This is a genomic window from Paenibacillus macerans (assembly GCF_900454495.1).
GTDB lineage: Bacteria > Bacillota > Bacilli > Paenibacillales > Paenibacillaceae > Fontibacillus > Fontibacillus macerans.
Window position 1 is genome coordinate 1,198,029 of sequence record NZ_UGSI01000001.1, and the last position, 25,187, is coordinate 1,223,215.

A 25,187-nucleotide genomic window follows, 5' to 3' on the forward strand; every position below is an offset into this window, starting at 1 on the left:
CGATCGGTCAATATATTATATATTATTTATTGACCATATGGTCATTTTTTTGAGGGAGATGGTGTACATAATCATGAAGATAGACAAAAAACAAGCCATTTTGCAGGCAGCTTTAGAAGAGTTTTATCAAAAGGGTTATGAAGGCGCTTCTACGAATCGGATCACCAAGGAGGCCGGGGTTTCTAAGGGAATCCTTTTTCATTATTTTTCAGATAAAAGGACATTGTATTTAACTCTGGTTGATGAGTGCATGAACCATTACTATCGCACCCTGAACTCAAATCTGACGGATCTCTCCGACGATCTTTTTGAAGCCTTAGAACAGCTATCCAAAATAAAGATAAACTTATTCAAGAGCGATCCTATGATGTATGGGTTTATTTCCCATGCGTTTATGGCTATGCCGGAAGAACTAAAGTCTGAGCTTGAGCTTAAGCAACGGCGAATGCAAACTGATTCCGTTCCTCTACTTGCAAGCAGGATCGATCGGAGCCGCTTTCGAAGCGGAATCAAGCCGGAGGAAGCCATCGAATTTGTATTGTTGTCCTTGGAAGCGTTGATTACCAAGCGATTGTCCAAGCTGCGCGAAGAAAAGTTGAATGGAAATGAAATTGCCGTAGTTATGGACACGAGTCCTTATTTAGATATGTTGAGGTACGGCATCTATCGAAAGGAGGAGAACTGAATGAGAATAAAGCTGCTGACGATCGGAACACGGGGAGATGTGCAGCCTTTTATTGCTTTGGGGAACGGCCTTCAGAGGCGCGGGCATGATGTTGTCGTGTGTACATCCCGGGAATTTGAGGACTTTGTTCGTACGTTTGGAGTCGGCTTCGCCCCGATACGGGCCGACTTCATGAAATTAACTCAATCCGTGGAAGGCAAACGCATGCTCGGCAGCAATCCCTTGGAAATCATAAAGCAAATGAAAAAGCTAATCTATCCTATGATGCAGCAAATGCTTGAAGATCTTTGGACGGTATCGCGCGACGCGGATGTGCTTATCTATCATCCCAAAGCATTCGGCGGGTATGATATCGCGCAAAAACAGGGAATCCCCGTTTTTGCGGCTCATCCAATTCCCATTATTGCGCCTACAGGAAACTTTACCCATCCAAGCCTGCCCTTCTCGTTAAAGAATCGATGGTTAAACCAGAAAAGCTATCAGTTGAACCGACTATTTCTTTCCTCCTTCATGAGTATGATTAACAAGTGGAGACGAGAGACGTTAAACTTGCCTGCACGCAGCGTGTTCACGAATGATCTGCGTATTGATGGACGCGCTATCCCGGTGCTGTATGGCTGCAGTCCGTCAGTCATTCCTTATGACCGGAAATGGAAGGACCAGGTGAGCATGGAGGGTTTCTGGTTTCTGCAGGATGCGGACGATTGGCACCCTCCGAAGATATTAGAGTCTTTTATCGCGGCAGGTTCCCCGCCCATAGTTATAAGTTTTAGCAGTATGCCTTTAAAAAAGCCGGATAAAGTGTTGGAAATGATCAAGCAGGCCTTAAAACGAACCGGACAGCGGGGGATTATTATGACCGGCTCGAGCGGCTTAAGTTACAGCTGCGATACGGACGAGAACATCTTATGCATTCAAGAAGCCCCGCATTCGTGGCTGTTCCCGCTGTCCGCCGGTGTTATCCATCATGGCGGAGCTGGAACAACAGCAGCTGCCCTGAAGGCGGGAAAGCCGATGACGATCTGTCCTTTTACGGGGGATCAGCCCTTCTGGGCGAGACGAATGCATGAGTTAGGCGTGTCCACTCAGCCGCTGCATGAGAATACAATGTCGGTAGACAGTTTGGCTGATCGAATGCTCGCTCTGACCAGCAGCTCTAAACTTAAGAACAATGTACTTTCGCTGTCGGCTAAGATTCATAAAGAGATGGGAGTAGAGCGGACATTGGATTTTATTGAGCGACGACTGTAACAATCTTTTTAGGAAACTAAAACTAATCTAAGTAATACCCAGAAACGATTTTTATCACAGATATGTTAAATTATCCAAGTCTATTTGTTAAAATTTATTGACAATTCCAATTAAATGTTGTTTCATTTGATTAAACCAAGTTGAATTGATTTTTATTTAGGGGATAACTTACGTGGAACTGGGCAGTAAAATCCGAAAGATCCGTAAATCACAAAACCGGAGTCTGGACGACATCGCCAAGGCCTGCGGGTTTACGAAAAGCCTGTTGTCCAAAATCGAAAACGGGAAAACGGTGCCCCCGATCGGCACGCTCATCAAGATTGCCGAAGCGCTGGGAACCAAAGTCTCCGTGCTGCTCGACGACAGCGATCTGCATGGTACCGTGCACACCACGAAAGCGGCGAGTATGGATAAAATGGTCCGCACCGACAAAGGGTATTCCTTTTCCGCGATTGCGGCGGAACGGCCGGAGAAATTGATGCAGCCGTTTTATTTCGTGGCCAGGAAAGGAAAGGCCGGGAACCGGACGCTGTCTCATGTCGGACAGGAATTTATTTATGTGCTGGAAGGCACCATGATTTATTACGTAGGCAACGAAGCGTATACGCTAAACGCCGGCGACAGCTTGTATTTCGACTCTTTTGAAAATCATAAATATACGCCGCTGACGGATGAAGTCAAGTATTTGTCGGTGTTTTGCTCCGATTCCAAAGCCTGACGGCAAAAAAGAGGGGATGGAAAATGCTGAACATTTTGGTCGTGGACGACGAACCGAAGCACCGGAAAGGGCTGTCGCGGATGCTTCAGGGGCTGAACCCGAAGTGCAACATTTTTCATGCCAGGGACGGTGCGGAGGCGCTTGAAAGCATCAGCGTTCATCCCGTTGACCTGGTCTTTACGGACATTCAAATGCCGGTGATGGGCGGGCTCGAATTCATGGAGCATTTGGCCCGGCGCGGCGGGAACGAAAGCGTCATTATTATGAGCGCGTATTCGGAGTTTGCCTATGCGCAGCGCGCGCTGCAACTTGGGGCCTGCGATTATTTGCTCAAGCCGGTGGAAGAGCATAAAATCGCGCCGCTGTTGGCGAAAGCGGAGCAACAAGCAAGCGCCGTGCGTCCCGCCGCCTCGAAGGCGGCCCGGGAATGGCTCTTCGAGTTTGACGACCGCCCGAATAATCCGAAGCAATGTAAAGCCGAGCCGATTATCGAAAGCTGCAAAACCTATATTGACACGCATTACCATGAAGAAGATTTGTCGCTAAGCACGCTGGCCGTGAAGTTTTATTTCAATCCTTCGTATTTTTGCAACCTTTTCAAAACGCATACGCGTATGACCATCCACCAATACATTACCCAAACCCGCATGAAGGCGGCGGCAAGACTGCTGCTGCATACCTCGCAAAAGGTTTACCAAATTGCCGAAAACGTAGGTTATAAAGATGTAAAGTATTTTATTCGCCTGTTCCGCAAGGAATTCGGCGCAAGTCCGGAAGAATACCGCCGCCTGTCCGCCATTCGCTAAATAAGGAAGGGATGTCATTTGAGAGGACGTTACGGTTTGCCGCGATTCAAGGATCTCCGCTACAGGACCAAACTTTTTTTAACCTATGCCCTCATCATCACGATTCCGCTTGGCATCCTCAGCTCTAAATATTATTTCTCCAGCAGAGAGTCCGTCTCCGAATTCGCCCGGCAAAACCTTTACTCCATCGTCAAGCAAAACAACGAAATCATCGACGCCGAGCTTGCCCGGGTGGAGGAAAGCAGCCTCGCCCTGATCGCGGAACAGGTATTGTACGAGCAATATTTGCACGCGAATCCGGGGGACGAATACAGCATGATTGAATCCGCATTTTTTGTACAACACTCTGAACATCATGAATTGGACGGCGTTGGAGAACGAGCAAAAAGAGCTGAGCCGGATGATCGTCAGCTTGTCCGCCATGCTGCAGTACACCTCCGAAAACAGCCGCGATATCGGCGATTTGGCGGAGGATTTAAATTGGCTCCGGCATTATCTCTTTCTCACGAACGAACGTTTTGAGGGCAAGTTTACCGTCACCTATGACATCTCCCCCGAGCTTTATTCGTATCAAGTTCCCAAGCTGTTTCTGCAGCCGTTCGTCGAAAACGCGATTGTCCACGGCTTTTCCCGCCTGCACACCGGGGGAAGGATTCTGATCCGGGGGCGGGTGGAGGAGGGGGAGCGCGTGTTCACGGTGGAAGACAACGGCATCGGCATTCCCGCTCACAGATTGGAGCAATTAACCCAAATGGAGAGCGGCTCCATCGGCATACAAAACGTGGACAAAAGAATCAAGCTTATTTACGGAGAGGCCTATGGCGTAACCCTGACTTCGCAAGAAGGGAAAGGGACCACCGTTCACCTCCGTCTTCCTTTATCCAACAAATGAAAATCCTCCACCAATCCAAAAATGTTCGAATTCTTTTTAGAACCGTGCTTTTTTACAATAAATATACAAATCATTTTTGCTGAATGGAGGGTTAGAGGATGAAGAGAGCTAGGCGTTTCGCGGGCAGGATGTTAGCGGCGGCTCTTGCCGTTGCCGTCGTGTTGCCGGCCTGTTCGAATAGCGGGGGAACCTCCGAAGAAAGCCGGGGCGGCGGCCAGGACGGCGGTAAAGAGCAGGTTACGCTGAAATTCTCCTTCTGGGGAGATACGATCGAGAAAAAAACGGTGACGGAAGCGCTCGAACGTTTTGAGCAGGCGACCGGAATTGGCGTGGAGCCGATGCACGTCCCAGCCGATTATTTAACCAAGCTGACGACGATGGTGGCGGGGAATGTCGCGCCGGATCTCGGTTACTTGTCGTCCGGGGCCGCTTTAAGTTGGGGGGCGGACGGGAAGCTGCTTAATCTCTCCCCGCTGATCGACAAGGACCCGGATTTTAAAAAGGAGGATTATCTCGACCAGGTCTGGTACGAAATCGCCCCCGGCAACATCATCGGGATGAGCACCGCGGTCGAAGGATACGGGCTTATGTACAACAAGGATCTGCTGCTGGAAGCGGGCGCACCGCTACCCCCGACCGACGCGGATAAAGCCTGGGATTGGGATACGTTTGTGGAATACGCCAAAAAATTAACGCTGGACGACCAGGGGAGAAATGCGCTTGATCCCAACTTTAACCCGGACAAAATCAGGCAGTACGGACTTCAGTACGATCCTTACAACATGATGGCGGCGGTGGTATCTAATGGCGGCAACTTTTTGACGGAGGATGGAAAAGGGTTTGGGCTGGCCCGGCCGGAGGCGATCGAGGCGATTCAAAAGCTGGCGGATCTGATGTATGTTCACCATGTTTCGCCCACCCCGATGCAAACCAAAAACCTGCCCGATACGGCGCTGCAGACGAAAAAAGTCGCTATGACGGTCTCCGGGAACTGGGCTTTGCAAGCGTTTGCGGAACAGGATTTTAATTTGGGAGTCGGGGTGCTGCCGAAGCTTAAAGTCAGCAATACCCTGTTGGACGGGGCGCCGACGGTCATTTTTAAATCGACCAAGCACCCGGAGGAAGCGTGGCTGCTGTACAAATATATGGCCGACCCCGAATCGGTGCTGCCGCTGATCGAAGGCGGATTATGGATGCCGCTGAAAAAAGAATGGTACACGAATCCGGACCTGATTAACAAATGGGCCGCCGGGAACAAGGCGCATCCGGAAGGATACACCGAGGCCTATATGAAGCAGACGATTGAAAACGGCATCCGCACCCCTGGCTTTGAAGTGAAGAACCTGGACAAAATCAATGCCTTAGTAACGCCGGCTCTCGACTTGGTCTGGACGGGCAAAATGACGGCCGAAGAAGCGCTGAAGGGGGTGGAGCCCAAGGTGCAGCCGCTGATTCAAGGATATTACGGCAAGTAATATCCAGGCTTGTTCATTCATCCGGATTGGGGGGATTGCTATTCTTCATAAACGCCGTATCGCTTTAGCAGGCATCCTGTTCGCCCTGCCCAGTATCTGCGGGCTGATGCTGTTCGTCATTTTGCCGATGCTCGCCAGTCTTTTGCTCAGCTTTACGGATTACCGGATCGTAAATGCGCCCAAATTCATCGGGCTGGCGAATTATACGCGGCTGTTCGACGGCACGGATCAATATTTTTACAACTCGCTATGGGTCACCTTCAAATATGTCGCGCTCCGCGTTCCGCTCGGACTGGTCTTTTCGTTTATCGTTGCGTTTCTGCTGAACATGGAGTTTATCCGCGGCAAATCCGTGTTCCGCACGATCTATTATTTGCCGGCCATCGTGCCCGCGGTGGCGTCCTCGATGATTTGGATTTGGCTGTTTAGCCCGGATCTGGGCCTGTTCAACAGCTTCCTGGAAGCCTTGAACCTACCGACGCTCGATTGGCTGTATTCCGAAACCACCGTGGTTCCTTCCATCGTGCTGATGAGCCCGTGGGGGATGGGGAGCACGATCATTATTTTCCTGGCGGGCCTGCAGGGCGTGCCGAGGTCCTTGTACGAAGCGGCCATCGTCGATGGCGCCGGTCCGCTCCGGAAGTTCCGGCATATCACGATTCCGATGATGACGCCGATTATATTCTTCAATCTGATCATGGGCTCGATCGGAGCTTTTCAGGTGTTTACCGAGGCGCTGATTATGACCCAGGGCGGGCCCAACAATGCCAGTCTGTTCTATAACTACTACATTTACCGGCAGGCGTTTCAATTCGGGGAAATGGGGCAGGCGTCGGCGATTGCCTGGATTCTCTTTATGATCATCCTGCTGGTCACGGTCATCTTCTTCCGCACATCCAAATCCTGGGTGTTCTATGAAAGCGAGGTGTAGCGCCTATGCGTAGAAGCCGCAGAATCTCGCAGCTGACCGTTTACACGATCCTCATTTTAGGAGCCTGCTTTTGTCTATTGCCGTTATTTTGGCTGGTCCGCAGTTCGATGATGAGTTCGCTGCAAATTTTTGAAATGCCGCCAAGGTGGATACCTTCGCCCTTTCGCTTGCAGAACTATGTGGAAGCCTTGACGACGATCGATTTCTTCCGTTTTTTCCGCAACACGTTAACCATCACCATCGGCTGCTTGGCCGGAGCGCTGATCAGCAGTTCGCTTGGGGCTTACAGCTACGCCAGGTTAAGCTGGCCGGGCAAAAAGTTCTTCTTCGGGCTGCTGCTGTCGAGCATGATGCTGCCCAGTGCGGTCACGCTGATTCCGACCTTTATCGGCTGGAAGCTGGCCGATCTGATTAACACTTACGTCCCGCTCATCCTGCCGGTGTGGTTCGGCTCGGCCTTCGACATTTTTCTGTTAAGGCAGTTTTATGCCGGCATCCCGCGGGATTTGGACGAAGCCGCTTTTATGGACGGGGCCGGTCCGTGGACGGTTTTTTCCCGGATCATCATTCCTTTGTCGAAGCCGCCGCTGATCGTCATCGGTTTGTTTTCCTTCATGAATTCGTGGAACGATTTTATGGGTCCGCTGGTGTACTTAAATGAGGAAAGCAAATTTACGATGGCGCTGGGACTGCAAATGTTTCAATCGCTGCACAGCGCGCAGTGGCACTTGCTGATGGCTGCTTCGACCGTGGTGATTTTGCCGGTGATCATCGTGTTTTTTATTGGGCAGCGTTATTTTATCGAAGGCATTACGTTGACCGGGATGAAAGGCTGAACGCAGGATGCATGCGTATGAGGTTCGGTCTGAAAAGATGAGAGGGAGGGTGCAATCCATGGAAGCACAGCGTCTTGAAAAGGTACGGGCAGCGCTCAAGCGGCAGGGGATCGACGGACTATTGATCGCAAGCCCCTATAACCGCAGATATGTTACCGGCTTCACCGGCACCGCCGGCACGGTGGTGATTACGCAGGACCGGGCCTTGCTGGTGACCGATTTTCGTTATACCAGCCAGGCGTCCCAGCAGGCTCGTGAATACGAAGTTGTACAGGCGGCGGGCGACCCGCTTGAACTGATCCGGGAGAAACTGGCCGGGGCCGGCGTTGCGAAATTAGGGTTCGAGAAAAATCACGTGACCTACGCGGGATATGAGGCATATGAAAAGTGTTTTCAGGGATTCGAGTTGGTGCCGACGGACAATATCGTCGAACAGCAACGCGGCATCAAAGACGAGCGGGAGCAGGCGCATATCCGGCGGGCGATCGAGATTACGGAAAAGGCTTTCGACTATATTTTGGGCTTTATGAAGCCGGGCGTTACCGAACGGGAGGCGGCTGCGGAGCTGGAATACTTCATGCGCAAAAACGGGGCGATTTCGTCGGCGTATCCCACGATCGTCGCTTCCGGCGTGCGCTCCGCGCTGCCGCACGGATTGGCCAGCGACAAGCCGCTTGGCGTCAATGAGTTCGTAACCCTCGATTTCGGGGCGAACTACGAAGGATATTGTTCCGATTTAACGCGGACTGTCTTTATCGGCGAGCCTACGGAGCGCCATCAGGAGATCTACCGGATCGTGCTGGAGGCCAACCGGACCGCCCTGGAGGGGCTCAAACCGGGGATGACGGGGAAGGAAGGCGATGCGCTGGCCAGGGATTGTATCGCCGGCTACGGGTACGGCGACTATTTCGGCCATGGCCTCGGTCACGCCTTTGGTTTGGAAATCCACGAGCCGATGCGGTTTTCGCAAAAAACGGAGGACGTGCTCGAGCCGGGGGCGATCCTGACGGTGGAGCCCGGGATTTATATCCCCGATTTCGGCGGCGTCCGCATTGAGGATGACATTCTCGTGACGGAGACCGGCATTGAAGTGCTGACGAAATCAAGCAAAGAACTGATCGTCTTATAATGCGGGTTCAACAACCTCTGTAAAAGAAGGAGGACTGCGTTCATGAATTCGGTGGCTGCGGAAGTCGTTGTCATCGGCGGCGGGATCATCGGCATGTCCATCGCCTATTATGCGGCGAAAGCCGGCATGGACGTGATCGTGGTCGAGCGCGGCGAAATCGCCGGGGGCACCTCGTCCAAATGCGACGGCAATATTTTGGCGATCGACAAGGACCCCGGCTTTGACAGCCAAATGTCCCTGAAATCGCAGCAGTTAGTGGCGGAGTGGGCCCGGGAGCTTGATGAAGAATTCGAATACCGGGCCCCCGGCAGCATCCTCGTGTGCGAGACCGATGAAGAGATACAGGCCGCCGAGAGCTGGGTTGCGCGCCAGCGGGAAGCGGGCCTTCCTTTTCGCATGCTGGACCGGCAGGACCTGCGGGAGGAGTGGCCCTTTCTGGCGGACGATTTGCCGGGCGGGTTGGAATGCGCCACGGATTCTACGGTGAACCCGGTCCTCTTAACCTATTCGCTTGCTTCCACCGCCCGCCGCCATGGAGCAAGGCTGCGAACCCATACGCCCGTGACGGCGCTGCTGCTGGATGAGAAGCGCGGAATTCGCGGGGTGGAAACCTCCGACGGGACGATCCGCGCGAAATTTGTCATTAACGCCGCCGGGGTATGGGCGAAGCGGATCGGGCTAATGGCCGGGATAGATATTCCGATCGAACCCCGCAAGGGCCACATTCTCGTCGCCTCCCGCTGGGAGAGCATCGGGAAGCGGAAAGTGATGGAATTCGGCTATTTGATCAGCAAATTCGGCGGAACGCGCAAGGTGGACCCGAGGTTCGAACAGTACGGCATCGCGCTCGTGTTCGAACCGACCGCTTCGCAAAACTTCCTGATCGGCTCCAGCCGCCAATTCGCGGGGGAAGACAGCCGCGTCGACCAGGAGGTGATCCGGCTGATTGCGGAACGGGCGATCCGCTTCTTTCCCGTGCTGGAGCGGATCCCGCTGCTGCGGACGTACGCGGGCTTGCGTCCCTGGACGGCCGATCATTTGCCGATCGTTTCCGCCGTCGACGAAGTCCCCGGATTTTATGTGGCGGCAGGACATGAAGGGGACGGCATCAGCCTGGCCGCGGTTACGGGGAAGGTGATGAGCGAAATGTTAAGCGGCGCCGAGACGTGCATCCCGGTCGAGCCGCTCCGTTATGACCGTTTTCGCCGCTCTGTTGCCCGCCATTAGGAGGTGGTGTTATGAGTATGGGATTTTCCAAGCTGGTGAGCACGATCGATACCCATACGGGCGGGAATCCGACCCGCACCGTGACCGGCGGAGCGCCGGAGCTGATCGGAAGGACGATGACGGAAAAGATGGTTTACATGTCCGAGCATTACGACGATTTCCGCACCGCGCTGATGTTTGAGCCGCGGGGACATGAGGTGATGTCCGGCTGTATTTTGACCCCGCCTTGCGACGAGCGGGCCGACATCGGGGTGGTGTTTATGGAAACCGGCGGATACTTGCCGATGTGCGGACATGATACGATCGGCCTTTGCACCGCGCTGATTGAGGGGGGAATTTATCCTGACAGTCAAGACGTCATCCGGCTCGACACCCCGGCGGGTCTTGTGGAAGCGAGGCTGGAGATCGAGGACGGGAAGGTGAAGCAGGTAACGTTCACGAATATCGCCTCTTTTTTGTACAAAAGGGATGTGTTGGTAGATGTCGAAGGGCTAGGCGAAATCTCCATGGACATTGCGTATGGCGGCAATTTTTACGGACTGGTCGACGCGCGGCCGCTTCGCCTTCCCCTGGTTCCCGGCCAGGGCTCGGAAATCATAGGGTTGGCCGTCAAGATCCGCGAGGCCGTGAATCGCCAGGTTGAGGTGGTGCATCCGGAAATCCCGGTCATTCGCGGGCTTACCCATATCGAGTTCTACGGCGATCCGGTATCGCCGTCGGCCCACTGCCGGAATACCGTGGTTGTGCCTCCCGGGGGGATCGACCGTTCACCGTGCGGGACGGGAACTTCGGCCAAGGTCGCCGTGCTTCACGCCAAGGGAGAACTGGCGAAAGGGGAGGAATTTGTCCACGAGAGCATCGTGGGCTCGCTGTTCCGAGCCAAGATTGTGGAAGAAACGATGGTAGGCGGCCTGCCGGCGGTTATACCGCAAATCTCCGGGGCGGCTTGGGTGACCGGCTTTCACCAGTTTGTTTTACAAGCTCGGGATGAGCTGAATCGGGGATTTTTTCTGCTTTGATAGTTCGAGTTCAAAAAGTCAGGATGTCAGATTTTTTGAACTACTCTCTAATGGGTTCGGGGGCCGGTGTACATGAGAATGAAAAATTGGTATGCGGCGATCGACACGCATTCCGGCGGCGAGCCGCTTAGGATCGTCACCGGCGGCTTGCCGCCGCTGGAAGGAGCATCGCTGCGGGAGAGGGCGGAGTTTTTCCGGCGGAACTTCGATGCCGTAAGGAAGCTGCTGCTGGCTGAGCCGCGGGGGCACGGGGCGATGACCGGGGCGGTCGTTACGGCGCCGGTGACGAAGGAAGCGCGGTTCGGCCTGCTGTTCCTGGATCAGGAGGGCCTTACGGCCATCAGCGGCCACGGGATTATCGCCGCGGTTGCGGCCTGGACCGCCACAGGGCAGTTGGAGCCTTCCAAGGCCGCCGCGGGTATTCTGATCGATTGCCCGGCGGGAACGGTTCGTGCGGTTGCCGATTGCGAAGGCGGAGAAGTCCGCTTGGTTATGGTCGAATCGGTTCCGAGCTTCGTTTGGGCCGCGCCCTTTCGGGTGAATGTTGAAGGCGCGGAGGTAAGGGTCGATATCGCCTTCAGCGGCGAGATGTACGCCGTTGCCGATGCTTCTTCCTTGCTCGCCGGCGTAAGCGGGGGATATCCGCTGCCCAAGCTGCGGGAATGGGCGCGGCTGATCCGCGAGGCGGCGGAAGGGCGGCTGCAAGTCGAACATCCGCTGGCGGACTGGAATGGGAAGATTTACGGCGTGTTTTTTTATCGGAGGGAAGCTGAGTACGATGGCCGCTGTGAAACCCACGTTGAAACCCACGTTGAAACCCGTCTTGAGTCCCGTCTTAAAGCCAGGGCTGATGATCGGCCCGATGACCGTGATTCGTCCGGGATCGTCTACCGGAGCGCGGCTGTATTCGCCGGAGAACAGCTGGACCGGTCGCCGGGCGGAGCCGGGGTTTGCGCTCATTTGGCGGTACTCTATTCCCGCGGATTGCTGGCGCGGGGCCAGCAGGTCGTCTACGAGGGGATCACCGGCGCCCAAGCGGTCGGGAGCATTGCCGGGGAAACGGCGGCTTCCGGCCGCAGGGCCGTTATCCCGCGGTTTACGGGAACCGCCCATGTCTTAGGTTTTATGAATTTTTTGCTGGATCCGGCCGATCCGCTGCCTGAAGGTTTCATCCTTAATTAGATTAATATTTCATTACATGAATAAATGAAAAGCGAGGGGAGAAAGCGCGTTATGCCTAGATTTGAAGGAGTTTACGTGGCCATCGTCACGCCGTTTACCGCCAGCTGCGAGGTGGACTACAAGCGTTTGGCCGAGCTTTGCGACTGGCTGATTTCACAAGGGGTGAACGGTCTGGTTCCAGCCGGCTCACTGGGGGAATACGCGACCATGACCGGCGAAGAGCGGGCCAAGGTTGTGGAAACCGTGATCGCGGCCGCGGCCGGGCGGGTGCCGGTGGTGCCTGGGTCCGCCGCGCCTTCTACGCGGCAGGCCGTCGAGTGGGTGAAGCATGCGAAGGAAGCGGGGGCTGCCGGCGTGATGGCGCTGCCGCCGATCAACTACCGGCCGCTGGAGCATGAGGTCATCGCCCATTATGAGGCGCTCAACGAGGTGGGGCTGCCGATTATCGCCTACAATAATCCGCATGATTACAAGGTCGACTTGACCCCGCAGCTGCTGGCCAAACTTTCCGGGCTTGAGCATATAGTGGCCGTCAAAGAGTTTTCCGGCGACATCCGCCGCGTTCACGATATTTTGGCCTATACGGATTTGGAAGTGATGATCGGCGTCGACGATTTGGCCATGGAGGGGGCGCTGTTCGGAGCGACAGGCTGGATCTCCGGGGTGCCGAACGCTTTGCCGCAGGAAGGCGTGGAACTGTTCGGCCTGGCCAGACAAGGCAAGGTCCGGGAAGCAACCGAGCTGTACCGCCGGCTGCTCCCGCTGCTTCACTTCGACGCCAGCCCCCAGCTCGTCCAGTCGATCAAGTACATGATGGAGCTGGCCGGATTCCCGGCCGGGCCGACCCGCCCGCCGCGCCTGCCTTTGCCGGAGGCCGATTGCGAGGTGATTAAACAAGCGTTTGAGCAGGCGACCTGCCATAAACAACCGGCCAATTAACCGGCAGTCGCACGAACAAGGGGCATTAAGAAGGAATCGGCACAAAAATGGGAGCAAAGGCAAAAGCGGCGTTTGATATCAGGACGGCACAGCCCCTCCAAGCAAGGCCGGCGTCATTCCAAAGGTTGTGAGCGCCGCTAAGTCGACAAAATGCAGGGGAAACCAAATTTAACGGTTGCGACAGCACTGGCGTTGCATTAACGCCTGCACAAAATCTCTGGTACACCTTGCCCGCAATTCCATTTGAGATCACGCCAGAAATCTAACGGTTGTATCAGTCGCTATTTTGCCAATAAAGCCCCTTTCTAAATTTTAACGGTTGTGAGCGCGGTTATCTGCTCTAATCTGAGCCCAAATCGCCGGGTTTAAGCTAAATAAGCGCTATGGCAACCGTTAGAATTTGAAAACGGCGATATTGGAGCAAATAGCGGCTGTGGCAACCGTTAGAGCGGTGGCGAGAAAATGTATCCCGTCAGATTTAATGCAACGCTAGTGTTGCGACAGAGCTTATTTTGGCTTATCTCAAAGGTTCGCCCCTTTTTCACCCAAATAAGCGCGGGTGCAACCGTCAGATAATGAATCTCGTCTTTTCGGCTGATTAAGCGCAGGTTACAACCGTTAGCGAAAGACTGAAGAACCGGGATGCAGAGCCGTTAACTCAAAACGAATGGATAGCCAACTGACTTTACAGCCAAGCGCCGATTTCTGGGTTGAGTCCAAAAAGGAAGCGTCCAAAAAGGAAACAAAAGAAGGGAGCTTGGAATGAGCTTGAAACAGGAAGAATCGTCAAAATCGTCAATGGTACACAGCCGAAATTGGATCGGTGGAGAATGGATCGTCCCTGCGGCAGGGGAGTGCGCCGTGGTTAATCCGTCCGACATCCGCGAGGAAGTAGGCGTGCTTCATTTATCCGACGCTTCGCATGTCAGACAGGCGGAGCAGGCGGCACGTTCGGCATACGCTTCCTGGTCCCGCTTGACGGGGGCCGCAAGAGGCGAGCATTTGCACCGGCTGGCGGCCGCTTTGGAGGCGAGGGCGGCCGAGGTGGCCCGTCTCGCCAGCATGGAGATGGGCAAGCCGATTACGGAAATGCGCGGCGAAGTCATGCGCGGCGTAAACCTGCTGCGTTACTATGCCGCAGAAGGAGTACGGGCGAGCGGGGCGGTGATCCCTTCCAGCGAGCCGGATGTTTTGCAGTATAGCCGGAAGGTGCCGCTTGGGGTGGTAGGAATTATCACCCCCTGGAATTTTCCCGTGGCCATTCCGCTATGGAAAATAGCGCCGGCGCTGATCTGCGGCAACACGGTGATCTGGAAACCGGCCGAGTCCGCTTCTTTGACCGCGACCAGGCTGGCGGAAATTTTCGCCGAAGCCGGACTTACGCCCGGTGTCGTCAATCTGGTCGTCGGCAAAGGCGGTAAAATCGGCGGTCCGCTGCTGGAGCAAATCGCTTTGGACGCGGTCAGCTTTACCGGCTCCACGGCCACCGGCACGCACATCGCCGAGACCTGCGCCAAACGCAACATCAAATATCAAACAGAAATGGGCGGCAAAAATGCCGCCGTGGTGCTAAGCGACGCCGATCTGGAGCATACCGTGCCCCTAATCGTCAGCGGCGCTTTCCGCTCGGCGGGCCAGAAATGCACGGCGACCAGCCGCATCATCGTGGAATCCGGGATTTACGATTCGTTTACCGAAGCGTTGACGCAAGCGGTATCCAGGCTCAAGCTGGCCCCGGCCCTTGACCCGGAGGCTTACCTGGGACCGGTAGCTTCGGCAGGCCAATACGAAACGGTGAATTCCTATGTGCAGCTGGCTTGGGAGCATGCCGAAATCCTGGCTCAAGGTCCGGCAGCGGCGGAGGACCGGGAAGGCTACTACATTCGGCCGCTGGTGGCGGCGGGCTTGAACGCGGAGCATCCGCTGATTCAGGAGGAGATTTTCGGACCGGTCGCCGTGGTGCTGGAAGCGTCCGATTTCAAGGAGGCCGTCGCTTTGTGCAATCAGTCCGTTTACGGCTTGAGCGCTTCTTTATTCACCCGGGATTTGTCCTTTGCTCACCGGTTCCTCGACGAAGCCCGGGCCGGAATGGTCCGCGTTAATCAGGAGACGGCGGGCGTCGAGTATCAGGCCCCGTTTGGCGGCATGAAGCTGTCCAGCTCGCACTCGCGCGAACAGGGGCAAGCCGCCCTGGATTTCTACACAGAGCTGAAGACCTGCGCTATTCGTTATTTTTAGGGTCATCTTTTGAAGATTTAAGAATGAATAGCCACCGGAGATATTCTTCCTTAAATCGCAAGAAAAACTTCATCTTAAGGCGGCCTGTCTTCTTTGATTGTTCATCGATAGAGTTTTTCTATCACGGAGCAGGACAAGAAGCGGATCGGGCGTCGAATCTTGAATTCAGCCGGGCCTTCCGGTGCTCACGTACCCAAAACGTACGCTTCGCTCCTTTCGTCCCTAGCTTCATCCAACCTTCTTGGTGCTCAAAACCTGACTTTTGAACACGGACTTTTTAGGAGGCTTACGATATGCAACGACGATCCACGGTGATTTGCCGCTGCGAAGAAGTGACGCTGGAACAATTGGAGGCGGCCTATGCGTCGGGATGCCGTACCTCCCGGCAACTGAAGATGAAGACGCGGGCCGCGATGGGCGCTTGCCAGGGCCGGGTATGCAGGAACCTGCTGGAAACCTGGATTCACGCAAAAGATCCCGAGTCCTCCCGCGATGCCGAGCTGCTGGCCTGCCGCCCGCCGATCCGGCCCGTCACTTTCGGCCAACTGGCAAGGGGGGGAGAATAGTGGAACGGATCATAGACCACCCGATTCTGGGTCCGCAGAAAACGCCGGGTAAAATGGTGAGTTTTACATTTAACGGCAAGGTATTGACGGGACGGCAAGGGGAGCCGATCGCCGCCGCTTTGCTAGCCGGCGGGATTCGCATTTTACGCAGGCACGAGGAATCCGGCAGTCCCCGCGGGCTGTACTGCGCCATCGGCCATTGTATGGAATGCCGGCTGGATGTGGAAGGCAAGGGGCCGGTGCGCTCCTGCCTTACCCCGCTGGAGGCGGGGATGCGCATTTCCGAGGGGCGGCGGCTGCCCAATGAAATAACGGGGAGGAAACGGCCGTGACGAAGTCCCCGCTATTCGACCTGCTGATCGTCGGCGCCGGTCCAGCGGGATTGTCGGCCGCGGCCGAAGCGGCCGGCCATGGGCTCGGCGTAGTCGTGCTGGATGAGTTCCCCGAACCGGGCGGGCGTATGCTGGGCCAGTTTCACGAGGAAAAAGGGCACTGGTGGGTAGGCCGGCGGGAAGCTGAGCAACTGCTGGAAAAATGCGCTGCCCTGGGGGTTGAAATCCGCTGCGGCATATCCGTTTACGGTATGGCCAGGCAGGATGACCGCTGGGTGGTTAGAACGACCGGCGGAGCGTTGGCGGCCGCAAACGTCCTGCTCGCTACGGGCGCCGCCGAAATTCCCCGGCCCTGCCCCGGCTGGACGCTGCCCGGCGTGATGTCGATCGGCGCGGCCCAGGTGCTGGCCAATGTGCACTACGTGAAGCCCGGCCGGCGCGGCCTAATTATCGGCGTTAACACGCTTGCCATGGCGATCGCCCGGGAGCTAGCGGTCAGCGGAGTGCCGATCGCCGGGATTGTGCTGCCCGGGCCGGGTCCCTTGTCCGGCGAAGACGCCTCGCCCAAGGCCGTTTTGGCGAAGCTGATGGGCCTCGCCCATCTGGCGCCTTCGCCGCTGCTGCGAATCGGCGGAAAGATCGCGGGCAGCTTAGGGATCGTGGGGCCGGCGGCCCGGTTTTTCCCCCGCAGCGGGATGAAAATATGGGATATTCCGTTACTGCTGCGTACGGCGGCCATATCCATTAACGGTACGGACCGAGTGGAATCCGTAACGTTGGCGGATGTAACCGGAACCGGCGAGGTCATCCCCGGCAGCGAGCGGGAGGAGCGGGTGGATTTCGCGGCGCTGGCGGGGGGATTATATCCGCTGGCGGAATTGGCCGCGGTGGCCGGGTGCCCATTTGTGCATGTACCGGAGCTGGGCGGCCATATTCCGCTTCACAATGAGCAATTGCAAACCCCGGTGAAAGGCTTGTATGTCGCCGGCAATATTACCGGGATCGAAAGCGCGCTGGTGGCTATGGCCCAGGGGCGGCTGGCCGCCGCGGCCGTATGCGGCGATGCGGGCGTATTGGGAACCCGCAGGGAAAGCAAGCTGCTTGAAGCGGCGCAGCAAGTCCGGCGCGTGCGCTCCTCCGCGTTGATTCAATTTCAGCCGGGCATCGCTGATGCCAGAGAGCGGGTTTATAAGCAATACGCTGGGTTCCTGCGGGCTGAAGTGGGGGGTTCAATGAGCAAATGAACGAAGCTCAAGAGAAAAACATAAGCACAAAAAATGACGTTATTCCGGCGATATCCGTGCATTTGAAAGAAATAGAGGCATTTTATGCCGCTATATTCTCCCGTCGCAAGGAAATGCCCGCGCCCCTGCGCCATTCACAGGAAAATAAGGACAAAAAACGCCGCTAACGGGGATGATCAGGCCTGGCTCCGGACAATAAGATCATAAAGTGCCGCTATTTTTGAGGGATGACGGTTAGCCAAGGCAGCAGCTAGAGCCGGCCGTTAACCGCCGTATTTTTAGGTTGAGCTATAAACAAGGAAGGGGATAAAGGATGAAAAGATGGGTCTCATTATGGATGAGCATTCTGTTAACGGTTTCCTTATTCGCTTTACCGGCCGCCGCCGAGCCGGCGGAGCCGCAGCAGCTTGACGATCAGGCGGAAATTGTCGATATTTTCGGGAGAACCCTGAACAATTACGGCGTGGAGCTGGTGGACTGGCAAGGGTATATCGCCAATCCTTTTGTCAAACTAACGCTTGTTCCGCCGCGGAACGCCGCTTATCCTTTGACCATAAACATTAAGGCCAAAGGCAGCTCCAGATTGATGTTGGACCGTCCCAGCACTTTTAGCGCAAACGGGGCGGCCAAGACGCTGTCGTTCCAAAACTCCGGCGAGCGCAAGCCTTTTTACCTTGAGATCCAACCGGACCGGATCGGCGGAAACGGCGAAATCGAACATTACACGCTGGAATTGACGGTGACCGGCGCGAATGGCGCCTCCCGCACGCAAACCACTCCGATTCGCGTCCTGGATCAGGACGATAACAGGGAGCCGGAGCTGCCGCTTAAATTCGATTACAGATATGACACGGTTCAGCCCTATTTCAGCAATCCGGCGATCCGTGCAGCCGGTGAGCAGGCAATTAAAGATTGGTTCTATTTCTTCGATATGGAGCCGTTCGATACCGTTCCGGCCAACGCGGAAACGACCTGGCTGCCGGAGGATGGCTTCAACGGGCATGTCGCCGCAACCAACAACGAGCCTTACAACGGAATGTGGATCTACCTTAGAGGACTCAACGGCCCCTACTCGACCGGCGGACCGGCGAACAACGGACAATATCACAAGCGGGGCGGAGTGACCGTACCGGGGAATATCCATCGTTCCTTGCTAACGATCCTCGATTTTTACGATACCGCGACGCCGTTTACTTCGCTAAATGACGAGGAATGGTACCTGTCGGAAATGTCGGGTACGCGCACGGACGTTTACGGCCTGATCATGCACGAGTTTGGCCACGCGGTCGCGTATTCCGATAGCTGGCAAGGGATGGCGGCCTACGAGCGCGGCGGCTGGAGAACGGCGGACAATATTATAGACTACCAAGGCGTTCCTGTACCGCTGGACAATAGCTACCATATTCCCGGTGATCAGCAGTATTGGGATCGGCTCAGCGGCCAGAACGGCGGATATAACCATCTTTTTCACGACAATAAGCGCTGGATGCTGACCAAACTGGCCTTGCTGATTGCGGAAAAAGCGGGCTGGAAATTAAATCGCGAGCTGACGCCTTTCCTGAGTCCGTCCATCAAAAATATCTCTATTCCTAACGCAACGCCGGGAGGGAATTACGCACTGAAGCTGCAGGCCGAGGGCGGGGTTCCTTTCTACGATTGGACGATTACGCAAGGCTCGTTGCCCGGAGGTCTGAGCTTGGACCGCTTTACCGGCGAAATCAAAGGAACCGTATCCGGTAATGCCCAAGGAAGCTACCGGTTTACTGTGCAGCTTCGCGATTACGATGAAAAGGGTACCCCGGTGCAAAAACAATTCACCATCAACGTCGGACAGGGAGGAGCCCCGACAGAAAATGTAGCCGTCAATGGAACGGCCTCCACCTCCTACGTATCCCCTTGGGAAAGCCTGGCCGGGCTGAATGACGAGTACGAACCGGAAAGCTCGGCGGACCGTGGACACCCGGTGTACGGCAACTGGGATAACCCCGGAACCGAGCAGTGGGTTCAATATGACTTCAACCGTCCGTATAAGATCTCGTCCAGCGAAGTGTACTGGTTTGACGATAATCAGGGGATCGATCTGCCGGAGTCTTTTTACCTGCAGTACTGGAACGGAAATGCTTGGGTGCAGGTGCCGAACCCATCCGCATATGGTGTGCTTCCGGATCGGTATAATGTGACCGCCTTCGACCCGGTGACAACGACGAAAATCCGGTTAACGATGAAGGCAAAGGCCGCCGCGTCAACCGGCATCCAGCAATGGAAGGTGATTGGGGAGCCTGCTTAGTGTTGATTTGATCGGGCGAATAGCAGGCATATCGAGTTTGGCGAGCTGCGGGGGAGAAAATGCCCTTGCGGCTCGTGTTTTTATAATAAAAATTTGAAATAACACTTGAATAATATTCCAACCTCCATTACAATCTAGCTGATATTGATATTCATTATCATTTAGAGTGTAATGGGGGAGAAAACAATGTTGTTCAAGTTCAACAACAAATCATTTTTCAGCCATATTGCGCTTGTGTTGATCTTTACGATGTTGGCAGGCTGCGGAGCCGCCGGCGGGGCGGCGGAAGGAACGGCAAATACGAGCCAGGCGGCGGGCGCCAGCGCGGATGCGGGCAGCGCCGCAAACGGCGGAGCGGATAGCAGTGCGGGGGAAGAGACGCGGATCATTAAACATGCGATGGGGGAAACCGAGATTAAGGGAACACCGCAAAAAGTCGTCACCCTGTTCCAAGGGGCGAACGATGTCGTGGTTGCGCTGGGGGTGAAGCCGGCCGGAGTGGTCGAATCCTGGGCGCAGCAGCCTGTCTATGAATATTTGCGGGCCGATGTGGAAGGCGTGCCCCTCGTCGGGCAGGAGACTCAGCCGAACCTGGAGGAAATACATAAGCTTAAGCCCGATCTGATTATCGCCAATAAGACGCGGCATGAGGACATTTATGAGCAGTTGTCCCAAATCGCGCCGACCGTGATGCTGGAGACGCTGTACGACTGGAAGGAAACGCTGAAAACGGCGGGCACGGCGTTGAACCTTGAAGACAAGTCCGATCAGCTATTGTCCGATTGGGAGGCGAGAGTGGCCGACTTTAAAGAGAAGATGGGCGATCGCCTGCCGATTGAAGCTACGATCACCAATTTCAGAGCCGATCAGGTGCGGATTTACTATATGGGTTACGCCGGCCAAATTTTGCAAGAGCTTGGCTTTACAAGACCTCCGGGTCATGACGAAGATATCTGGGGCGTCGAGCTTGCCTCGAAGGAAGGCATTCCGGATATGAATGCGGACATGATCTTTAACTTCAATTACAGTGCGGATGGTGAAGCCGTCCAGAAGAATTACGAGGAATGGACAAAAAGCAAGCTGTGGGCCAATCTGGATGCGGTCAAAAACAACCAGTTTGTCCAGGTGGATGAGGTAATATGGAACCTCGGGGGCGGTTACAAGTCGGCCAACCTTTTGCTCGATGGTCTGTATGAGTATTTCAAACTGAACTAAGGGGAAAGAGTGAGGACATGTTGCCCCTGTTTGCACAAGGGAAATCCAAGATTTTAGGGCTGGCGGCGTTGCTGGTGCTGCTGGCTGCGGCGGGTGCCGCGAGCATGATTTACGGCCGCACGGAAATTACGGTTTCCACGGCGGTGGAAGCGTTCAAACATTATGATGGAGAATCCACCCCGCATATCGTGCTCCGTACCGAGCGGCTGCCCCGGACGGTGATCGCCGCCGTTGTCGGCGCCAGCCTGGCGGTTGCGGGTGCGCTCATGCAAGCGTTGACACGTAATCCGCTCGCTTCTCCAAGCGTGTTTGGCATCAATGCCGGGGCGATATTTTTTATCGTGCTTGCAAGTGTGGTGCTGTCGGTCTCATCATTAAATACGATGATGTGGTTTGGCTTTACCGGGGCTGCCATTGCGGCGGCCGTCGTGTATGCGCTTGGCTCCATCGGGCGGGACGGCTTGACCCCAATCAAGGTTGTGCTGGCCGGGACGGCGATTACCGCCTTGTTCTCGTCCTTCACGCAGGCGGTGCTCGTTCTGGACGGGACCGGTCTGCAGGAGGTGCTGTTCTGGCTGGCCGGCTCCGTCAGCGGCCGCACGCTGGAGATGCTGTATCCCGTTCTGCCGTATATGGCCGCGGGAGCTTTGGCCGCGCTGTTTATGGGCCGGGCGATCAATCTGCTGTTGACCGGCGATGATATCGCTAAAGGCATGGGGCAAAACGTCGTGCTGGTCAAGACGGCCATGGGCGCCGCAACCGTGCTGCTCGCCGGGGGTGCCGTGGCCGTAGCCGGCTCCATCGGTCTTGTCGGACTCGTCGTGCCCCATATTATGCGCACATGGGTCGGGAATGACTACCGCTGGCTTATTCCTTACTCGCTCATAGGCGGAGCGGTGCTGCTGTTGTTGGCCGATGTGACCGCGCGGCTGATCATCCTGCCGGAGGAACTCCCGCTTGGGATCATGACCGCCCTGATTGGCGGACCGTTCTTCGTCTACATTGCCCGCAAGGGGGTGACGAAGATATGAGAGGAACGTTTATCTTCCGCAGCAAGAAGGAAGCGGTATCCCTGCAGGTGGAGAGGAGAGCGGTGCTTGTCATCGCCGTGCTGGTTCTTCTCGTCCTGCTCGCCGCTGTGCTTGGCACAAGCCTAGGCAGCGATGTGATTTCGCCCCTGGAAGTGCTGCGGACGATTCTGGGACTGAATGCAGGGGAGTATGATTTTGTAGTACTTACGCTGCGGCTGCCGCGGGTGCTGCTGTCCCTGCTGGTCGGAGCCGCGCTCGGCATGTCCGGCGCCATTTTGCAAGGAGTGATCCGCAATCCCTTGGCTTCTCCGGATGTCATCGGCATCACGGGAGGCGCGGCGGCTGTTGCCGTCGGGTTTGTGACGCTGCTGGGCGGGGCGGTCAGCATCAAGCTGTTGCCGGCCTTTGCGGTTGCCGGAGCATTGGTGACCTCGATGGTCATCTATGCGCTTGCCTGGAAGGCCGGGGTCGCGCCGATCCGCCTCGTGTTGATCGGCGTCGGCATTTCGGCCATCACCAGCGCCGGCACGACGTTTATGCTGATCATCAGTCCGTTTTATACCGCCGGGCAAGCGTATATTTGGCTGACAGGCAGCGTGTATGGCGCTTCATGGACGGATGTTTATACGATAATTCCGGTTATTTTGCTCGTCGTACCGCTTGCGCTTTGGCTGGCCCGCAGTTTGAACGCGCAGGAATTCGGGGACGACCTGGCCACCGGACTCGGCGTCACCGTTGAGCGCCACCGCTTTGCGCTGCTGCTGTGCAGCGTCCTGCTCGCCGGTTTTGCGGTTGCCGTGGCCGGCACGCTTGGTTTCGCCGGATTGATCGCGCCGCATATCGCCCGAAAACTGGCGGGACGGATGTTCGGCGGCCTGCTGCTCGTGTCGGCGCTGACCGGCGCGCTGCTTGTATTCGGCGCCGACTTGGTCGGACGCACGGCGTTTCTTCCGCTGGACGTCCCGGCAGGGGTGTTCACCGCGGGGATTGGGGCGCCGTTTTTCCTGTACCTCCTGTTTAAGAACAGAAATCAATTTTAATTGCGTTCAAAAAGCCGGATGGCTTTTTGAACAACCTCATGAAGAAGGAGGAGAAACCGTGAGCATCTTGGAAGCAAAGGACTTGACCATTTCTTATGGCACGGAGCCTGTGATCGACAACCTGAATCTGGCGATTCCCAAAGGAAAAATCACGGTGCTGATCGGCAGCAACGGCTGCGGCAAATCGACATTGCTGCGCACCATCGCCCGGTTGCTCAGACCCAGGTCGGGCACGGTGCTGCTGAACGGGGAAGAGATTGCCAAGCTTCCTGCCAAAGAGGTCTCCCGGCGAATGGCGATTTTGCCTCAAGGACCATCCGCCCCGGAAGGGCTTACGGTGAGCCAGCTAGTGCGGCAGGGGAGGTATCCCCATCAAAGCTGGCTGAAGCAGTGGTCGCGCGAGGATGAGCGGATGGTCCGGCTTGCGCTTGAGTCCACGCGTCTGTCGGAGCTGGCGGACCGCCCGGTGGACGCCTTGTCGGGAGGACAGCGCCAGCGCGCCTGGATCGCCATGACCCTCGCGCAGGGCACGGAAACGCTGCTGCTTGACGAGCCGACAACGTACCTGGACATGAGCCATCAGATTGAAGTCCTCGATCTGCTGTTTGAACTGAACGAGCGGGAAGGCCGCACCATTGTCATGGTTCTGCACGATCTGAATCTGGCCTGCCGTTACGCGCATCATATCGTCGCGGTCCACAACAAAACCGTGTTCGCGCAGGGCAGACCGGAGGATATCGTGACCCGGGAGATGGTCCGGACCGTGTTCCGGATGGACTGCGAGATCGCCGTCGATCCGCTGTTTGGAACACCTTTATGCATACCTCACGGAAGGGGCAGAAAAATTCAAGATGAACAAGACTACAGACAACTCGCTGCAACCGGAAGAATTTGAAATCCTGGCCGCCGACTACCGGTTAACCCGGGACTCTTCGCCTAACCGGACTTTCTCCATTCCGTTTGCCGACTTGCTGGATTCGGAGAAAAGCCTGGCCTATTTTCGCGGGGTAAAAGGCATTTTCGAAACCGATTCCGAGCTTGCCGCCGTCTCGCTGTTTGCCAAGCGGTATGCCTTTCTTGTCGTCGCTCCCGGACTCTATGCGATGTCCTGCCTCAACAAGGGCTTGAATTTGGCCTTGGAGAACGGCTGGATCGAATCGAGCTACCGGGAGCAGGCGTGGCTGCCCAAAGCGAGGCTTTTGGACCTGCAGGTTAGTGAGCCAGGTGAGGGACAGAGAAGCGAATGGCGCGACCGGGTGATTGAAACGATGTTTGCCGGAAACTTGTCCCGGGTGTGGACCGCCATATCCAAAGCGGCCGGCATCTCCAAAGCGTTGTTATGGGAAAATACGGCGATCTATGTCTATTGGCTGTATGAGAAAAAGTTTACGCAAGAAGGAGCCAGCCCCGAGCAAAAGCGGCGGATGGAGGAGGATTACCGCTACCTGCTCTATGACGCGCCGCCGCGTCTTTTCGGCGAACCGCGCAACCCGATCAAGAAATTCAACAGCCCCAAAGTGATCAAGGCTGAGTCCGATAGCCCGATCCGCATGCGCAAAACGTGCTGCTTGTATTATCTGACGTCGGACACGCCGCACGACTATTGCTCGACATGCCCGAAACGGAATCGTTAACATGGGAAGCGCCGGGGAGCGCCGCTTCTTCCTGCGGGGCTAGTGCCGCCTCCCAAGGCACGCGCGGCATGCTGTACGGCACTGGAGCAAAGAGAGATGGTCCAGGCTGAAGCGGCTAAGGGACCGGAGAGTCCTTATTTCCTGAAAATACACTAGGGTTGCATTAAATCTGATCCGGCAAGATACATTTTCTTATAGAAGTTGAAATAGCGGGATTCTACCTTGTATGAATTTGCCGAATCATGGAAATCTGGAACGGGCAGCGATCGTAAGAACATTTCACACGGCTGACCTGTTCCGTTCAATTATCAGTTCATCTTATATAGCCACATAAATATTCTAACGGTTGCCACAAGCGCTATTTGCTCCAAAAACGTTGAATTCAAATTGTAACGGTTGCCATGGCGCTTATTTCACTAATACCCGGCTATTTTTTTCCTGAATTAAGGAAATTAACGTCGCTCATAACCGTTAGATTTCAGAAAAGGTCTTTTTTCGGAAAATAGCCGC

General features: G+C 55.6%; 25 protein-coding genes. 24 read left to right on the forward strand and 1 reads right to left on the reverse strand.

Annotation, left to right across the window (positions count from 1 at the left end; genetic code table 11):
• Positions 1–73: 73 nt before the first annotated feature.
• The 4 genes from DYE26_RS05465 (at position 74) to DYE26_RS05480 (ending at position 3,460) form a co-directional block, all read left to right on the forward strand.
• Positions 74–685, forward strand: coding sequence for a TetR/AcrR family transcriptional regulator (locus tag DYE26_RS05465; protein WP_164815242.1), 612 nt, complete (start codon positions 74–76; stop codon positions 683–685).
• The gene (locus DYE26_RS05470) at positions 686–1,936 is read left to right on the forward strand and encodes a glycosyltransferase (protein ID WP_036622848.1); all 1,251 of its coding nucleotides are present in this window, start codon (positions 686–688) and stop codon (positions 1,934–1,936) included.
• 172 nt (positions 1,937–2,108) lie between these two features.
• The gene (locus DYE26_RS05475) at positions 2,109–2,654 is read left to right on the forward strand and encodes a helix-turn-helix domain-containing protein (protein WP_036622849.1); all 546 of its coding nucleotides are present in this window, start codon (positions 2,109–2,111) and stop codon (positions 2,652–2,654) included.
• 23 nt (positions 2,655–2,677) lie between these two features.
• Positions 2,678–3,460 (forward strand): response regulator transcription factor, encoded by a 783-nt coding sequence (locus tag DYE26_RS05480; RefSeq protein ID WP_036622850.1) that lies wholly within the window; start codon positions 2,678–2,680, stop codon positions 3,458–3,460.
• A 78-nt stretch (positions 3,461–3,538) separates the two neighbouring features.
• On the opposite strand, the gene DYE26_RS33305 is transcribed toward DYE26_RS05480, so the two are convergent.
• On the reverse strand, positions 3,539–3,883 hold the full coding sequence (locus DYE26_RS33305) for a hypothetical protein (RefSeq protein WP_164815241.1): 345 nt from the start codon (positions 3,881–3,883) through the stop codon (positions 3,539–3,541).
• Here DYE26_RS33305 and DYE26_RS05490 point away from each other — a divergent pair.
• From DYE26_RS05490 to DYE26_RS05580, 20 genes are all read left to right on the forward strand, one after another.
• Positions 3,816–4,352 (forward strand): sensor histidine kinase, encoded by a 537-nt coding sequence (locus DYE26_RS05490; protein WP_240534231.1) that lies wholly within the window; start codon positions 3,816–3,818, stop codon positions 4,350–4,352. The two genes, DYE26_RS33305 and DYE26_RS05490, sit on opposite strands and share 68 nt — an antisense overlap.
• A 98-nt stretch (positions 4,353–4,450) precedes the next feature.
• Positions 4,451–5,827, forward strand: coding sequence for an ABC transporter substrate-binding protein (locus DYE26_RS05495; protein ID WP_051985432.1), 1,377 nt, complete (start codon positions 4,451–4,453; stop codon positions 5,825–5,827).
• A gap of 106 nt (positions 5,828–5,933) precedes the next feature.
• Positions 5,934–6,758: a carbohydrate ABC transporter permease gene (locus DYE26_RS05500; RefSeq protein WP_240534128.1), complete on the forward strand. Its 825-nt coding sequence runs from the start codon at positions 5,934–5,936 to the stop codon at positions 6,756–6,758.
• A gap of 5 nt (positions 6,759–6,763) precedes the next feature.
• Positions 6,764–7,594, forward strand: coding sequence for a carbohydrate ABC transporter permease (locus tag DYE26_RS05505; RefSeq protein WP_036622854.1), 831 nt, complete (start codon positions 6,764–6,766; stop codon positions 7,592–7,594).
• Positions 7,595–7,652: 58 nt separating this feature from the next.
• The gene (locus DYE26_RS05510) at positions 7,653–8,723 is read left to right on the forward strand and encodes a M24 family metallopeptidase (RefSeq protein ID WP_036622855.1); all 1,071 of its coding nucleotides are present in this window, start codon (positions 7,653–7,655) and stop codon (positions 8,721–8,723) included.
• A gap of 42 nt (positions 8,724–8,765) precedes the next feature.
• Entirely contained in the window at positions 8,766–9,950 is a 1,185-nt protein-coding gene (locus DYE26_RS05515) for an NAD(P)/FAD-dependent oxidoreductase (RefSeq protein ID WP_036622856.1), read from the forward strand.
• Positions 9,951–9,967: 17 nt separating this feature from the next.
• Positions 9,968–10,969 carry a proline racemase family protein gene (locus tag DYE26_RS05520; RefSeq protein ID WP_036628125.1) on the forward strand — a complete coding sequence of 334 codons (1,002 nt, stop codon included), beginning with the start codon at positions 9,968–9,970 and terminating at the stop codon, positions 10,967–10,969.
• Between the two features lie 72 nt (positions 10,970–11,041).
• Positions 11,042–12,151: a proline racemase family protein gene (locus DYE26_RS05525; RefSeq protein WP_036622857.1), complete on the forward strand. Its 1,110-nt coding sequence runs from the start codon at positions 11,042–11,044 to the stop codon at positions 12,149–12,151.
• A gap of 51 nt (positions 12,152–12,202) precedes the next feature.
• Positions 12,203–13,090, forward strand: a complete 888-nt coding sequence (locus DYE26_RS05530) for a dihydrodipicolinate synthase family protein (RefSeq protein WP_036622858.1) — start codon at positions 12,203–12,205, stop codon at positions 13,088–13,090.
• A gap of 762 nt (positions 13,091–13,852) precedes the next feature.
• Positions 13,853–15,328 carry an aldehyde dehydrogenase family protein gene (locus tag DYE26_RS05535; RefSeq protein WP_240534129.1) on the forward strand — a complete coding sequence of 492 codons (1,476 nt, stop codon included), beginning with the start codon at positions 13,853–13,855 and terminating at the stop codon, positions 15,326–15,328.
• A 293-nt stretch (positions 15,329–15,621) separates the two neighbouring features.
• Positions 15,622–15,894, forward strand: coding sequence for a (2Fe-2S)-binding protein (locus DYE26_RS05540; RefSeq protein WP_036622859.1), 273 nt, complete (start codon positions 15,622–15,624; stop codon positions 15,892–15,894).
• A gap of 53 nt (positions 15,895–15,947) precedes the next feature.
• Complete coding sequence (locus DYE26_RS05545) at positions 15,948–16,226, forward strand: (2Fe-2S)-binding protein (protein WP_082208049.1); 279 nt, start codon at positions 15,948–15,950, stop codon at positions 16,224–16,226.
• The gene (locus DYE26_RS05550; protein ID WP_036622861.1) at positions 16,223–17,470 is read left to right on the forward strand and encodes an NAD(P)/FAD-dependent oxidoreductase; all 1,248 of its coding nucleotides are present in this window, start codon (positions 16,223–16,225) and stop codon (positions 17,468–17,470) included. Before DYE26_RS05545 ends, DYE26_RS05550 begins: the two co-directional genes overlap by 4 nt.
• The gene (locus DYE26_RS33310; RefSeq protein ID WP_164815318.1) at positions 17,467–17,637 is read left to right on the forward strand and encodes a hypothetical protein; all 171 of its coding nucleotides are present in this window, start codon (positions 17,467–17,469) and stop codon (positions 17,635–17,637) included. The genes DYE26_RS05550 and DYE26_RS33310 overlap by 4 nt, the downstream gene beginning before the upstream one ends.
• 146 nt (positions 17,638–17,783) lie before the next feature.
• Positions 17,784–19,757, forward strand: coding sequence for a putative Ig domain-containing protein (locus DYE26_RS05555; protein WP_036622862.1), 1,974 nt, complete (start codon positions 17,784–17,786; stop codon positions 19,755–19,757).
• Between the two features lie 186 nt (positions 19,758–19,943).
• On the forward strand, positions 19,944–20,972 hold the full coding sequence (locus DYE26_RS05560; protein WP_036622863.1) for an ABC transporter substrate-binding protein: 1,029 nt from the start codon (positions 19,944–19,946) through the stop codon (positions 20,970–20,972).
• A gap of 17 nt (positions 20,973–20,989) precedes the next feature.
• Positions 20,990–22,003 (forward strand): FecCD family ABC transporter permease, encoded by a 1,014-nt coding sequence (locus DYE26_RS05565; RefSeq protein WP_036622864.1) that lies wholly within the window; start codon positions 20,990–20,992, stop codon positions 22,001–22,003.
• Positions 22,000–23,043, forward strand: coding sequence for a FecCD family ABC transporter permease (locus tag DYE26_RS05570; protein WP_036622865.1), 1,044 nt, complete (start codon positions 22,000–22,002; stop codon positions 23,041–23,043). The genes DYE26_RS05565 and DYE26_RS05570 overlap by 4 nt, the downstream gene beginning before the upstream one ends.
• Positions 23,044–23,101: 58 nt before the next feature.
• Positions 23,102–23,938, forward strand: a complete 837-nt coding sequence (locus DYE26_RS05575) for an ABC transporter ATP-binding protein (protein ID WP_051985434.1) — start codon at positions 23,102–23,104, stop codon at positions 23,936–23,938.
• Positions 23,895–24,677, forward strand: coding sequence for an IucA/IucC family C-terminal-domain containing protein (locus DYE26_RS05580; RefSeq protein WP_036622866.1), 783 nt, complete (start codon positions 23,895–23,897; stop codon positions 24,675–24,677). The genes DYE26_RS05575 and DYE26_RS05580 overlap by 44 nt, the downstream gene beginning before the upstream one ends.
• Positions 24,678–25,187 lie beyond the last annotated feature (510 nt).

Bases quoted from the DNA above. Each gene is read 5' to 3' on its own strand.
- DYE26_RS05465 (WP_164815242.1), top strand. From the start codon at position 74: ATGAAGATAGACAAAAAACAAGCCATTTTGCAGGCAGCTTTAGAAGAG.
- DYE26_RS05470 (WP_036622848.1), top strand. From the start codon at position 686: ATGAGAATAAAGCTGCTGACGATCGGAACACGGGGAGATGTGCAGCCT.
- DYE26_RS05480 (WP_036622850.1), top strand. From the start codon at position 2,678: ATGCTGAACATTTTGGTCGTGGACGACGAACCGAAGCACCGGAAAGGG.
- DYE26_RS05490 (WP_240534231.1), top strand. From the start codon at position 3,816: ATGAATTGGACGGCGTTGGAGAACGAGCAAAAAGAGCTGAGCCGGATG.
- DYE26_RS33305 (WP_164815241.1), bottom strand. From the start codon at position 3,883: ATGGCGGACAAGCTGACGATCATCCGGCTCAGCTCTTTTTGCTCGTTC.
- DYE26_RS05495 (WP_051985432.1), top strand. From the start codon at position 4,451: ATGAAGAGAGCTAGGCGTTTCGCGGGCAGGATGTTAGCGGCGGCTCTT.
- DYE26_RS05500 (WP_240534128.1), top strand. From the start codon at position 5,934: ATGCTGTTCGTCATTTTGCCGATGCTCGCCAGTCTTTTGCTCAGCTTT.
- DYE26_RS05505 (WP_036622854.1), top strand. From the start codon at position 6,764: ATGCGTAGAAGCCGCAGAATCTCGCAGCTGACCGTTTACACGATCCTC.
- DYE26_RS05510 (WP_036622855.1), top strand. From the start codon at position 7,653: ATGGAAGCACAGCGTCTTGAAAAGGTACGGGCAGCGCTCAAGCGGCAG.
- DYE26_RS05515 (WP_036622856.1), top strand. From the start codon at position 8,766: ATGAATTCGGTGGCTGCGGAAGTCGTTGTCATCGGCGGCGGGATCATC.
- DYE26_RS05520 (WP_036628125.1), top strand. From the start codon at position 9,968: ATGGGATTTTCCAAGCTGGTGAGCACGATCGATACCCATACGGGCGGG.
- DYE26_RS05525 (WP_036622857.1), top strand. From the start codon at position 11,042: ATGAGAATGAAAAATTGGTATGCGGCGATCGACACGCATTCCGGCGGC.
- DYE26_RS05530 (WP_036622858.1), top strand. From the start codon at position 12,203: ATGCCTAGATTTGAAGGAGTTTACGTGGCCATCGTCACGCCGTTTACC.
- DYE26_RS05535 (WP_240534129.1), top strand. From the start codon at position 13,853: ATGAGCTTGAAACAGGAAGAATCGTCAAAATCGTCAATGGTACACAGC.
- DYE26_RS05540 (WP_036622859.1), top strand. From the start codon at position 15,622: ATGCAACGACGATCCACGGTGATTTGCCGCTGCGAAGAAGTGACGCTG.
- DYE26_RS05545 (WP_082208049.1), top strand. From the start codon at position 15,948: ATGGTGAGTTTTACATTTAACGGCAAGGTATTGACGGGACGGCAAGGG.
- DYE26_RS33310 (WP_164815318.1), top strand. From the start codon at position 17,467: ATGAACGAAGCTCAAGAGAAAAACATAAGCACAAAAAATGACGTTATT.
- DYE26_RS05555 (WP_036622862.1), top strand. From the start codon at position 17,784: ATGAAAAGATGGGTCTCATTATGGATGAGCATTCTGTTAACGGTTTCC.
- DYE26_RS05560 (WP_036622863.1), top strand. From the start codon at position 19,944: ATGTTGTTCAAGTTCAACAACAAATCATTTTTCAGCCATATTGCGCTT.
- DYE26_RS05565 (WP_036622864.1), top strand. From the start codon at position 20,990: ATGTTGCCCCTGTTTGCACAAGGGAAATCCAAGATTTTAGGGCTGGCG.
- DYE26_RS05570 (WP_036622865.1), top strand. From the start codon at position 22,000: ATGAGAGGAACGTTTATCTTCCGCAGCAAGAAGGAAGCGGTATCCCTG.
- DYE26_RS05580 (WP_036622866.1), top strand. From the start codon at position 23,895: ATGAACAAGACTACAGACAACTCGCTGCAACCGGAAGAATTTGAAATC.